An 11,543-nucleotide genomic window follows, 5' to 3' on the forward strand; every position below is an offset into this window, starting at 1 on the left:
GGCCATGATGTGGTTGTTCGCCATCCTGGTCGTCCTCGCCATGGGCGGCGTCGCGATCGTGGCCTCGGGCCGTGCCGGGGCCCTGCCCGAGGAGTTCGACGACCGCCCCGACGTCCGCGTGCCGGCGGGACCCCTCGTCGGTGACGACCTGCGCCGGGTCCGTTTCTCCCTCGCCTTCCGCGGCTACCGGATGAGCGAGGTCGACACCTTGCTGGCGCGCCTGGCCGGCCAGCTCGACGAAGCCCGCGACCAGGCCCGCGACCAGGCCTGCGACCAGGCACCACATGGCGTCACCGAGCCCGACTGAGGCACACTCGGCGCCAATGTTCCCCGAAGTGCTCGTCTATGTCCTCACTGCCCTGGCGGCGGTGGTGGTCGTCCTGACCCGACTCCGCCTCGGTGGAGACACGACGGCCGGCCGGGTCCAGATCAGTCATCGACTGCTGCTGGCGCACACCCTGGCCGGCACCGCGGCCTGGGTGTCCTGGGTGGCCTTCCTGGCCTTCCCGGTGGAGACGGTCCCCGGCAGCCTCGGCACGGGCATCGTCGCGCTGGGGTTGTGGTGGCTCACCACCTTCTTCGGACTGCTGATCCTCGCCCGGTGGCTGCCCGCCCGCGGCAAGCACGCCAGGTCCGGAGCCACCGACTCATGGAGCAAGGGTCCGTGGCTGTCCGTCCTGGCCCACGTCGGGCTCCTTGGGGGCGTGTTCGTCTTCACCTACGCCTACGTCACGGCGACCGTATGAATCGGCTGCTCGCCCGGCTGGCGATGATGACGGCCGCGATGCTGGCGGGTCCCGTGCTGGCCGGTCCGGTCCAGGGCAGTCCTGTGCTGCGCAGTACGCCGCCGGCGCTGACCAGCACGGCGGCGTACGTCGAGGAAGGCCCACCCCGCGCGGTGGTCGAGCGACGCGTCATCGGCCACTCGGTCGCGGGCCGTCCGATCCGCGCCTGGCGACTGGGGGAGCCGGGCCGGCGCCGCATCGTCATGATCTCCACGATGCACGGCAACGAGCCGCACACGCGCCAGATCCTCACCAGCCTGCGCGACGGCGCCCGCATCCGCGGAATCGACCTGTGGGTGATCCCCACCTACAACCCCGACGGGCTCGCCCGACACTCCCGACGCAATGCCCGGGGGGTCGACCTCAACCGCAACTACCCCTACGACTGGGTCGACCTCGACGGCAACTACGAGTCCGGGCCGCGTCCGGCGAGTGAGCCGGAGACGCGGGCCGTGATGGGCTTCCTGCGACGCATCGACCCCGTCCGGGTGATCAGCTTCCACCAGCCGCTCAACGGCATCGACACCGACACGAAGGACCCGCGGTTCGCCCGGAGGTTGGCTCGAGCACTCAGGCTGCCGCAGACCAGGCTGGACTGCGGTGGGGTCTGCCACGGGACGATGACGGGTTGGTTCAACGCGCGCTTCGAGGGCTCCGCCCTCACCGTGGAGTACGCCGCACACCCGACTCGGCACCGGATGACGGCCCAGGCGCCGCGCCAGTTGCTCAGGGTGCTCGGCGCCAGCCGCGGCAACGCCGGAGCGTCATGAGGACTGCGCGTCCGAACGCGCAGTCCTCATGACGTCAGCTGCCCGCCTCGCTCAGCGGCCGTGGAAGACCGGCTTCTCCTTCGCCACGAACGCGGCTACGGCGGTGGCGTGGTCCTCGGTGGCACCGGTGAGGTTCATCATCCGACCCTCGTTGGCCAGCGAGTCGGCGAAGGAGTGCTGGGAGGAGTAGGCCACCGAGCGCCGGATCGCGGCGAAGGCCAGGGTCGGGCCCGCGGCCAGGCGCGCGGCCAGGGTGTTGACGGTCCCCTCGAGGTCGGCCGACGGGACGACCTGGTTGGCCAGTCCGAGCGTGAGCGCCTCCTCGGCCGGGATCGTGCTGGGGAAGTAGAGCAGCTCCAGCGCCTTGGCCTGCCCGACCAGTCGGGGCAGGTGGTAGCTGGCTCCCGTGTCGCAGGACAGGGCGACGCCGGCGAAGGCGAAGTTGAAGCCGGCGGTGTCGGCCAGCACCCGCATGTCACAGGCCAGGGCGAGCGAGGCGCCGGCTCCGGCCGCGACCCCGTTGACCGCCGCGATGACCGGCTTGGGCATGGTCGCCAACGCGGTCACGATCGGGTTGTAGTGCCGCTCGACCGTGGTGAACAGCGCGTCGCTGTCGCCGGTGCGCAGCAGCTCGATGTGTTCCTTGAGGTCCTGCCCGACGCAGAACCCGCGGCCCGAACCCGTCAGGACGACGCACCGCACGGCGTCGTCGCCGGCGACGGCCTGCACGATGTCGCGCAGGAGCTCCTTGGTGGCGATGTCGAGGCTGTTGAGCCCCTCCGGCCGGTTCAGGGTGATCGTGGCGACGCCGTCGGCGACCACGAGCAGGACGGGCTCCCCGCCGTCACCGACGGACGGGACGGACGGCTGGCTGGTCGAGTCGGTCATGACCGCAGTCTGCCCGACCGGACGGGCGACCTGTCCCCCGACCAGTTCTCGACCAGTTGCCCGACCCGGTGCCCGGGCAGGAGGCGCCGTACGCCCCACGAAACGCGCAGACAGACGAGCCGAGGCGACCTGTGGTCCGCATCACTGCGGGCATGGGGGATAATGGACGTCGTACGACGCCGTCGAGGGGGCCACGCCACCTCGATTTCGCATGTGGAGCCACTCTCGAGTGGGCCACTGGAGTGAGAATCAGGAAGGTGCACCCATGGCCGCCATGAAGCCCAGGACGGGTGACGGACCCCTCGAGGTGACCAAGGAAGGTCGCGGCATCGTCATGCGCGTCCCGCTCGAAGGCGGTGGCCGCCTCGTGGTCGAGCTCAACGCCGACGAGGCTGCGGCGCTCGGGGATGCGCTCAAGGAGGTCGTCGGCTGATCGTGGCCACGACTTCCCAGCTCCCCGTCCAGGTCTCCCCACCGGAGTTCGCGCTCAGCCCGGCACTGCCGCACCAGATCGGCGGAGCCGAGGTGTGGGCGCTGCCCGTGATCCCGGCCGACGGCGAGGGCGGCTCAGTGGCGCTCGGTCCCGGCGCCGACGAAGCGGGCGACCTGCTCGGGCTGGACCTGCTCGGGATCCTCGAGGTGCACAAGGCCACCGGTCGCACCGGCGAGGCGATCACCGTCCCGGTCGTCCACGACGACGTCCAGCTCCTGCTGCTCGTCGGACTGGGAGAGCAGTCCGTCACCGACTTCCGCCGCGCCGGCGCCACCGTGGCGCGTGCCACCAAGGACCGCGCCAGCGTCGCGTCGTCGATCACCTCGATCGCCTCCGGCGAGGCGCTGGGTGCCTTCGTGGTCGGCGCGATGCTCGGTTCCTTCGGTTTCCACTGGCGATCCACAGGTCCCGCAGAGTCGCCGGTGGCTCGGATCGTGCTGGCCGGAACGACCGACGAGGACGCAGACGACGAGCTGGCGCGCGCGCTCGCTGCAGGCGGCGCCGGCTGGCGTTCGCGCATGCTGGCCTCGGTGCCGTCCAACTTGAAGAACCCCGCCTGGCTCGCCGAGCAGGCCGAAGAGCTGGCGGCATCCGCCGGTCTCGACGTGACCATCTGGGACGAGGCGCGACTGGCTCGGGAAGGCTTCGAGGGCGTGCTCGCCGTCGGCCGCGCCTCCGCCACCCCGCCACGACTGATCCGTCTCGACTACACACCGCGTGGTTCGACCAAGAAGACACCGACCGTCGTGCTGGTCGGCAAGGGGATCACCTTCGACACCGGTGGCCTCGACATCAAGCCGCCCGAGGGCATGCTGTCGATGAAGCGCGACATGTCCGGCGGGGCCGCCGTGCTCGCCACCATGGCTGCGCTGCGCGACGTCGACTGCCCGGTCAAGGTGATCGGCCTCGTCCCGGCTGCGGAAAACGCCATCGGCGGCCGTGCCATGCGCCCCGGCGACGTGATCCGTCACTACGGCGGCCGCACGAGCGAGGTCACCAACACCGACGCCGAGGGCCGTCTGGTGCTGGCGGACGCCATGGCATATGCCGTCGCGGAGCTCGACCCCGACGTCCTCGTCGACGTCGCCACCCTCACCGGAGCCATGAAGGTCGCGCTCGGACAGGGGACCGGCGGCTACTTCGCCAACAACGACGGCCTCGCCGGGCTGCTCGCCGACGCGTCCGCGTCGTCGGGCGAGCTCCTGTGGCGGATGCCCCTCGTCCGCGACTACGAGGAGAAGGTCAGCTCCAAGGTCGCCGACGCCGACAATGCCGCCGGAGGAGCGGCTGCGATCACTGCAGCCCTGTTCCTCCAGCACTTCGCCGGCGACGTCCCGTGGGCCCACATCGACTTCGCGTCCATTGCCGAGGCGCCGGACGAGCGCTACGAGTGGACCAAGGGTCCGACCGGTTTCGGTCCGCGACTGCTGCTGGCCTGGCTCGGCTCCGATTCCCCACTGGAAGGGATCGTGTGATGAAGGGCTTGACCGTGCGGTGGTCGCTCGTCGATGCCGAGGACGGCGTCGAGCAGGAGCTTGCGGCGTACGTCGCAGACACCTCCCACGCCCGGTTCACCGGGATGGCGGGCCTGCAGTACAAGACGTGGCGCCAGGTGCCGGGCCAGTGGTTCGAGGGCTGCTACGTCTTCGCCACCGACGAGGCACGCGCCGAGTTCCAGTCGGCCTTCGAGCTGACTGCCGCTGAGTCGCCCGGCTCGAAGATCATCGGTTCGTCGCCGATCCTGATCGAGGCGTGCGACATTGTCGCCATCGCCGAGGGCTGGGACGGCTTCACCGCCGCACCCCGCGCCTGACTCTGCCCTGTCGCCCCACCATGGGATGTCGCTGAATGGGCACTTCCCGGGGTCAATTGACCGTGGTAGGTGCTCGTTGACCGACATCCCATGGTGAACAGTCGGCTCGCAGACCGTCTTGCGTCAGGCCTCGGGCTTCCAGACCTTCTTGGCGAGGAGCAGCCCGTCCCCGACCGGCAGCAGGACGGACACGAGGGCCTCGTTCTCGGCGATCGTCCTGCCGAGCTCACGGATCGCAGTCGTCTCGTCGTCGCGCTGGGCGGGGTCGGCCACCCGGTCGTGCCACAACGCGTTGTCGAAGGCCACCACGCCGCCGGGACGCAGCAACCGCACTGCTTCGGCGAGGTAGGCGGCGTACTCCCGCTTGTCACCGTCGCAGAAAACCAGGTCGTAGTGACCGTCGGTGAGGCGCGGCAGGACGTCCAGGCCGGCGCCGGCGATGGTGCGCGCACGGTTGCCGGGGATGCCTGCATCGCTGAACGTCTCCTTGGCGAGGCGTTGGTGCTCCGCCTCGATGTCGACGGTGGTCAGGACTCCGTCCGACCGCATGCCCCGGAGCAGCCACAGGCCCGAGACACCGGTGCCGGTGCCGATCTCGACCACGGCACGGGCATCCAGCACCGAGGCCAGGAAGCGGAGGGCTGCCCCACCGCCCGCGCCGATCGGGGAGACTCCGACCTCCTCTGCTCGGGCACGCGCCGCGGCGAGGACGTCGTCCTCCGCAACGAACTGCTCGGCGTAGGTCCAGCTCGCGGGCTTGATCGGGGTGGTGATGATGTCCTCCTGGAGACAGGTGACGCGGGTGCGCGATGCCGGCGGGTTGGTCTGGCGCCGACTCTATCGCTCCTGCTCGGCGTGGACGGGAACACTCAAGTCCGTCCGGCCGTTGTGTTGAGCACGACGGGTTCACAGCGTCTTCTCAGACCCGGCGCATAGCTTGAGGAGGTCAGGACCTTGTTCGGTCAACAGCTTCAACGCCAGGAGGCACCCGTGAGCGACGCACGCGAAGCAGTGGTCGGGGTCCCCACGTGGGACGAGATCGTCGAGCACCACTCCGATCGCGTGTTCCGTCTGGCCTACCGCCTCACGGGCAACCGTCCGGACGCCGAGGACCTCACACAGGAGGTCTTCGTCCGGGTGTTCCGTTCGCTGGACACCTACACTCCGGGCACCTTCGAGGGCTGGCTGCATCGCATCACGACCAACCTCTTCCTCGACGGGGCCCGCCGCAAGCAACGGATCCGGTTCGATGCCCTCTCCGACGAGCGGGCAGCCCGTCTGGAGAGCGCCGATGTCGCACCCGAGCTGGCCTACGCCGACCAGCGCTTCGATGACGACATCGAACGAGCCCTGGCGACTCTTCCTCCCGACTTCAGGGCCGCCGTCGTGCTGTGCGACGTCGAGGGCCTGACCTACGAGGAGATCGCGGACATCCTCGACGCCAAGCTCGGCACCGTCCGCTCCCGCATCCATCGCGGACGCGCGATGCTCAGACGCGCTCTGGTGCACCGAGCTCCGACCGAGGGTCGCGAGCGTTACGCCGGCCCGAGCATCGAGGCCGAATCCCCTCGGGCCGCCAGGACAGGGTCATGATGCACCTCGGGTCGCGTGTCAGTGCGCTGCTCGACGGCCGACTGCCGCCCGACGAGGAAGAGCGTGCGTGGGCGCACGTCCATGACTGCCACCCGTGCCGCGACCTGGTCGAGCGTGAGGGCTGGATCAAGACCCGGTTGGCTGGCCTCTCCTTTGCCGACCGCGCCGACTGCGGGGCGCCGGACCGGCTCAAGGACTCGCTCCTGGCATCGTGCACGCTGCCTGCCGGCCAGACGTCACTGGTCGCGGCACACTTCGCAGCCGCCTCGACCGGCGCCCGCTCTCGTCACCGATCGCTCGTCGCGATCGGCGGTGGCGCCGCTGGTGCCGCCGTGGTCGGGGTCCTTGCGCTCGGCGCGGCAGGCACCCCCCAGCTCGACCGTCGAGTCCCCAGCGACCTCTCGCGGCCGACGCCCAGCTCCAACCCGGGCCTCTATGACCGCCTGACCGAGCTGCCGTCGCGCAGCGTGGCTCCGCGCGTCCAGGACACGAGTGACACCCCGCTGACCAGGATCGCTGCCTACATGGAGATGGAGTCTCAGGGGTCACCGGTCAGAATGACTCCGTGAGCGACGACAAATACGGCCCGAGCACCCCCGAGCCCGACTCCAGCGGTCCCGACCTGCACCGCGAGGACGACGAGCCCACGCAGCCGATCTCGGGTCCGAGCTGGACCTCGCCGTCCCAGTCGCATCCCGCCGCTGCGGATCGTCCTCCGTCCCGAGGGCCCGACGACCGGCCCATCGGGCACGAGCACCCCGATTCAGGCGCCCAGCCCGGACTGCACGCCGGCGCCCAGCCCAGCCCGCAACCCGGACTGCACGCGGGCCCGGTCTCGCCCGTCCCGGCGCAGCCGTCGCCGTGGGGTCCGCGCCCCGGTCCGGCACCCATGCCATCGGCGTACTCCGCGGCACCCACCACGCCGATGCCCGTGTCTCGGGAGCAGCCGGCCAAGGCACGGGTGCCCGGCTGGGTCTGGCCCGTGGTGGCGGCGCTGTCGCTGCTGCTTGGCCTGACGGGCGGCTTCCTGGGAGCGCTTGGCTACGACCAGCTGGACGACGGCCCGTCGAGGTTTGACGGTGGGCTCGAGTCGGTGCAGACGCGCAACTCGGCTCCTCTCGACGCCGACAACGGATCGATCGCGGCCGTGGCCGAGGAGCTCCTGCCGAGCACGGTGCAGATCCTTGCGGCCTTCGAGGGTGAGGACGAGGGTGCCACCGGGTCCGGCTTCGTCCTCGACCGTGAGGGTCACGTCGTCACCAACAACCACGTCGTCGCCGCGGCGGCCGAGGACGACGGCCCGATCAAGGTCGTCGACAGCCTGGGCGTGCGTCACGATGCCACCGTCGTGGGACGCAGCACCGTCTACGACCTGGCCATCCTGCTGGTCGACGACCCCGCGGGACTGCAGCCGGCCGCCCTGGGCTCCTCCTCCGTCCTGCGCGTCGGTGACCCGGTGATCGCGTTCGGGTCTCCGCTGGGCCTCAGCCAGACGGTGACGTCGGGGATCGTGAGCGCCATGGACCGGCCGGTCACCACGGGCGACGCGGAGAACATTGCCTCCTACATCAACGCGGTGCAGACCGACGCGGCGATCAACCCCGGCAACTCGGGCGGGCCGCTCGTCAACCTCGCGGGCGAGGTCGTCGGCGTGAACTCCGCCATCGCGACCGCCGGAGGCGGCGGGCTGGGCGGTGGCAGTTCGGGCAACATCGGGGTCGGGTTTGCCATCCCGATGGAGCAGGTCCGGATCACAGCCGACCAGATCCTGAGGACGGGCGAGGCCCGCTATCCGGTGATCGGCGCCAAGGTGCAGACGGGCGGGCCAGGCTCCAGCGGGGCGAACATCGACGAGGTCAACGAAGGCTCTCCGGCCGAAGCGGCCGGCCTGCGCAAGGACGACGTGGTGACCGAGGTCGAGGGCAAGCTCGTCGCCGACGGGATCGCCCTGATCGTGGCCATCCGCACCCATCAGCCGGGCGACACCATCGAGTTCACGATCATGCGAGACGGCGCAAAGAAGTCGATCGAGATCACTCTGGACGGCGAGGTCGGCTGAGAGTCAGGCCTCGTCGCCGCGGCCGGTGTCGCTCTCCACGAACGGGTGGGCAGAGACGAAGGTCTTGGTCTCGTCGTACATCCGCTCGATGTACTTCTCCAGCTCCGTTGCCTCCACCCGCCACTGGCCACGGCCGCCGATCTTGATGGCGGGCAGGTCGCCGCGCCTCACGAGTGCGTAGACCTGTGCGCTCGACGTGTTGAGCACTTCTGCCACGTCGGCCAGCGTGAGGAAGCGAGCGGTGGGGGCCATGGCGACATGGTGCCACTGGTGGTGTCGGGGGCGGTACGCCGCTCCGCCGGCCTGTGCAGAACGGTTGACCTTTCTCGCACCTGTGGACAACCCCTCGTGAGCCACGGGGTCGGCGGTCCATGATGTCCCGGTGTCTCGGATCACAGCTGCTACCGACGTGCCCACCGCCACCCGCGCCCAGCCGCCCGGCTGGCGAGACCCGAGGTTGTGGATCGGGGTGGTGATCGTTGCGGCCTCGGTGATCGCCGGGGCGCGCGTCCTGGGCTCGGCCGACGACTCCGTCACCGTGTGGGCAGCGACTCGCGACCTGGCACCGGGCGACACCCTCCGGGCGCAGGACCTGACCTCGCGGCCGGTGCGCTTCAGTGACGCCGCTGATCTCGAGCGATACCTCCGCACCTCCGAGCCGCTGCCCGAGGACCTCCGGGTCGTCCGCGGCCTCGGTGCCGGAGAGCTCGTTCCCGCCGGGGCGCTCGGCTCCGGGGACGCAGCTGACACCGTGATCGTGTCGTTGGCCTTTCCGCCCGAGCTGATCCCCACCAACATCGGCACCGGTTCGGTGATCGAGCTGTTGGTCATCCCCGAGGACGGTGCCTCCGAGGACACTGCCTCCAACGGTGTCTCCAACAGCGGCGCCCCGGACGACACGCGTGGCGCCGACCTGACACAGACCTCCGAGCCGACCACGGTCCTCTCCGACGTGGTCGTCATCGATGCCCCGTCGGCTGCCGACTCCCTCGGCAGCGTCAGCCGGGGCCGACAACTGGTGCTGGGGATACCGGAGTCGGAATCCGGGGCGCTCGCCGAGATCCTGGGTGCCAGCGAGGACCAGCGCGTGCGCGTGCTCGTCCGCGGTTGAGGCAAGGGCAGAACGATGATCTGCGTGCTCATGATGGCCTCCGGGGCTGGTTGGGAGTCGGACGCCTTCGCCCGGCTGACAGGGACCGATGGTGTCGTCGTCCTCAAGCGCTGTGTCGACGTCGACGACCTGCTCGCCACGGCGACGAGTGGTCAGGCCGACGTGGCGGTCGTCGGACTCGACGCTCCGGGGCTCGATCCGTCGGCGGTCACCCATCTGAGGCGCTACGCCGTCCGTCCGGTCGCAGTCTCGACGGCGGCCGTCGACGACCTCGACGTCCGTGCTCGCGCTGCACGCCTCGGGATCGCGGCGCTGGTGGCCTGCGACGACCTGGAGCCGTTGGCCGAGGTGGTCACAGAAGTCGAGGACGTGGCCGACACACAGGTGCGTGACGGACACGACCCCGAGCCGCCCGCTCACGACGGAGGCGCCGGTGGCCGGCGGATCGTTGCCGTGTGGGGTCCTGGTGGCGCCCCGGGCCGCACCACCGTTGCCGTGTCCCTGGCCTCCGAGCTCGCGCGGCGCGGCAGCCCAGCGGTCCTTGTCGACGCTGACCCCTACGGCGGCGGTGTCGCGCAGCAGCTGGGCATCCTCGACGAGGTGTCCGGGTTGCTGTCTGCTGCTCGGTTGGCCGGGGCCGGCCAGCTTGCCGAGCGCTTCGGCTCCACCGCTCGCGCGGTCGGGGACGGGCTGACGGTGATCACCGGCCTGCCGCGGGCAGACCGGTGGATCGAGGTGCGCCCGACACACCTGGAGTCGGTGCTCAACGAGGCGCGGGCCGTGGGCGACGTCGTCATCGACACCGGCTTCAGCCTCGAGGACGACCCCGCGGGGGACTTCGCTGCCCGCCCGTCCCGCAACGCCATGACCCTGACGTCCCTGGGGATGGCAGACGAGATCGTCGTGGTGGGTGCGGCCGACCCTGTGGGCCTCTCGCGGCTGGCCCGCGGACTGGTCGACCTGCGAGAGGCGACCGGCGGCGTTCCCGTCCGCGTCGTGGTCAACCGGATGCGCTCCACCTTGGGTTGGTCGGAGCGCGAGATCGCGGGGATGGTCGAGGGCTTCGCGCGCGTGTCCGGCCTGCACTTCCTGCCCGATGACCAGACCGCCGCAGACCGCGCCCTCGTCGTGGGCGCGTCGTTGTTCGAGGGCGGCGAGACGGCCCTCGTGCGTGCTCTGGGTGGGGTCGTCGATGCAGTCTTCCCGGCGTCGGCCAGCAAGGAGCCTGCTCGGCGACGAGGAGCGCGCCGGGGCATGTTGCGACGCTGAGACCACAACGGCGCTAGGACGTTCGATGGATATCCACGTTAGTGCCACAAGAGATCCACAAATCGGGTTCACTGGTGTCAGCCCCCCCGGCTGTCTGACACGTCCCCCGAAGGATCCTTGTGAGTCGATCGCGCGCGCGCTTCATCGCACCCTCCGTCCTGGCCATGGCCCTCTCGTTCCCAGTCCTCGCGGCCTACGCGGGTGCGACGAACAGCAACGACAGGATCAACGGCAGCGGGGGCGCCGACCGGATCGTCTCGCTCGGGGGCAACGACAAGATCAAGAGCAAGGGCGGCAAGGACACAGTCATCGCCGGCACCGGCAACGACAAGGTCGACGGGGGCTCGGGTGCTGACTCGGTGCAGGGAGGGCCGGGCAACGACACCATGGTGGGCGGCACCGGGGACGACGCGCTCGCTGGCGGCCCGGGCGACGACCAGATCGCCGGCGGCATCGGCAACGACAAGCTGCTCGGTGCGGTCGGTCTCGACTTCCTCGATGGTGGCGAGGGCAACGACTCCATCCAGGGCCAGGGCGGCAACGACACACTGGTCGGCGGCTCCGGCTTCGACACGATCCTCGGCGCCGAGGGCAACGACACGATCGACGCGGGACCCGACAATGACACGGTCGATGCCGGCACGGGTGACGACACGGTGGTCGGTGGCGACGGCAACGACGACCTCGACGGCAACGGCGACAACGACAGCATCGACGGTGGCCTCGGTGACGACGCCATCGCCGGCGCCTCGGGCGACGACG

15 protein-coding genes are annotated in these 11,543 nt (G+C 70.4%); 12 read left to right on the forward strand and 3 right to left on the reverse strand.

What is annotated here, in order from left to right:
• Window positions 1–4: 4 nt before the first annotated feature.
• Genes VNJ48_RS22360 through VNJ48_RS22370 form a run of 3 tightly spaced genes read left to right on the forward strand, consistent with a single transcriptional unit; the run spans window position 5 to window position 1,555 of the window.
• Window positions 5–307, forward strand: coding sequence for a DivIVA domain-containing protein (locus VNJ48_RS22360; protein ID WP_325606005.1), 303 nt, complete (start codon window positions 5–7; stop codon window positions 305–307).
• A 16-nt stretch (window positions 308–323) separates the two neighbouring features.
• Entirely contained in the window at window positions 324–746 is a 423-nt protein-coding gene (locus tag VNJ48_RS22365; protein ID WP_325606006.1) for a hypothetical protein, read from the forward strand.
• Window positions 743–1,555, forward strand: a complete 813-nt coding sequence (locus tag VNJ48_RS22370) for a M14 family zinc carboxypeptidase (protein WP_325606007.1) — start codon at window positions 743–745, stop codon at window positions 1,553–1,555. The genes VNJ48_RS22365 and VNJ48_RS22370 overlap by 4 nt, the downstream gene beginning before the upstream one ends.
• Window positions 1,556–1,606: 51 nt before the next feature.
• On the opposite strand, the gene VNJ48_RS22375 is transcribed toward VNJ48_RS22370, so the two are convergent.
• Entirely contained in the window at window positions 1,607–2,443 is an 837-nt protein-coding gene (locus VNJ48_RS22375) for an enoyl-CoA hydratase/isomerase family protein (protein WP_325606008.1), read from the reverse strand.
• 265 nt (window positions 2,444–2,708) lie between these two features.
• Between VNJ48_RS22375 and VNJ48_RS22380 the strand changes: the two genes are divergently transcribed.
• From VNJ48_RS22380 to VNJ48_RS22390, 3 genes are read left to right on the forward strand one after another with little or no spacing between them, the layout of a single operon-like run.
• Window positions 2,709–2,876, forward strand: coding sequence for a DUF3117 domain-containing protein (locus tag VNJ48_RS22380; protein WP_325606009.1), 168 nt, complete (start codon window positions 2,709–2,711; stop codon window positions 2,874–2,876).
• Window positions 2,877–2,878: 2 nt separating this feature from the next.
• Entirely contained in the window at window positions 2,879–4,411 is a 1,533-nt protein-coding gene (locus VNJ48_RS22385; protein ID WP_325606010.1) for a leucyl aminopeptidase family protein, read from the forward strand.
• Entirely contained in the window at window positions 4,411–4,749 is a 339-nt protein-coding gene (locus tag VNJ48_RS22390; protein WP_325606011.1) for a hypothetical protein, read from the forward strand. Before VNJ48_RS22385 ends, VNJ48_RS22390 begins: the two co-directional genes overlap by 1 nt.
• A gap of 123 nt (window positions 4,750–4,872) precedes the next feature.
• On the opposite strand, the gene VNJ48_RS22395 is transcribed toward VNJ48_RS22390, so the two are convergent.
• Entirely contained in the window at window positions 4,873–5,511 is a 639-nt protein-coding gene (locus tag VNJ48_RS22395) for an O-methyltransferase (RefSeq protein WP_414689979.1), read from the reverse strand.
• A gap of 228 nt (window positions 5,512–5,739) precedes the next feature.
• On the opposite strand from VNJ48_RS22395, the gene sigE reads away from it, so the two are divergent.
• The 3 genes from sigE to VNJ48_RS22410 are packed head-to-tail and all read left to right on the forward strand — an operon-like array spanning window position 5,740 to window position 8,401.
• The gene (gene sigE, locus VNJ48_RS22400) at window positions 5,740–6,342 is read left to right on the forward strand and encodes an RNA polymerase sigma factor SigE (protein WP_414689978.1); all 603 of its coding nucleotides are present in this window, start codon (window positions 5,740–5,742) and stop codon (window positions 6,340–6,342) included.
• Window positions 6,339–6,911, forward strand: a complete 573-nt coding sequence (locus VNJ48_RS22405) for a hypothetical protein (RefSeq protein ID WP_325606013.1) — start codon at window positions 6,339–6,341, stop codon at window positions 6,909–6,911. The genes sigE and VNJ48_RS22405 overlap by 4 nt, the downstream gene beginning before the upstream one ends.
• Window positions 6,908–8,401 (forward strand): S1C family serine protease, encoded by a 1,494-nt coding sequence (locus VNJ48_RS22410; RefSeq protein ID WP_325606014.1) that lies wholly within the window; start codon window positions 6,908–6,910, stop codon window positions 8,399–8,401. Before VNJ48_RS22405 ends, VNJ48_RS22410 begins: the two co-directional genes overlap by 4 nt.
• Before the next feature lie 3 nt (window positions 8,402–8,404).
• On the opposite strand, the gene VNJ48_RS22415 is transcribed toward VNJ48_RS22410, so the two are convergent.
• Complete coding sequence (locus VNJ48_RS22415; RefSeq protein WP_325606015.1) at window positions 8,405–8,653, reverse strand: helix-turn-helix domain-containing protein; 249 nt, start codon at window positions 8,651–8,653, stop codon at window positions 8,405–8,407.
• Between the two features lie 130 nt (window positions 8,654–8,783).
• Between VNJ48_RS22415 and VNJ48_RS22420 the strand changes: the two genes are divergently transcribed.
• The 3 genes from VNJ48_RS22420 to VNJ48_RS22430 form a co-directional block, all read left to right on the forward strand.
• Window positions 8,784–9,512 (forward strand): SAF domain-containing protein, encoded by a 729-nt coding sequence (locus tag VNJ48_RS22420; RefSeq protein ID WP_325606016.1) that lies wholly within the window; start codon window positions 8,784–8,786, stop codon window positions 9,510–9,512.
• Between the two features lie 15 nt (window positions 9,513–9,527).
• Window positions 9,528–10,781: a hypothetical protein gene (locus tag VNJ48_RS22425; RefSeq protein WP_325606017.1), complete on the forward strand. Its 1,254-nt coding sequence runs from the start codon at window positions 9,528–9,530 to the stop codon at window positions 10,779–10,781.
• Between the two features lie 119 nt (window positions 10,782–10,900).
• Window positions 10,901–11,543 (forward strand): calcium-binding protein (locus VNJ48_RS22430; protein WP_325606018.1); only part of this gene is annotated, 643 nt, incomplete at its 3' end.

The sequence above is a fragment of the Nocardioides sp. genome (assembly GCF_035576065.1).
Classification (GTDB): Bacteria; Actinomycetota; Actinomycetes; order Propionibacteriales; family Nocardioidaceae; genus Nocardioides.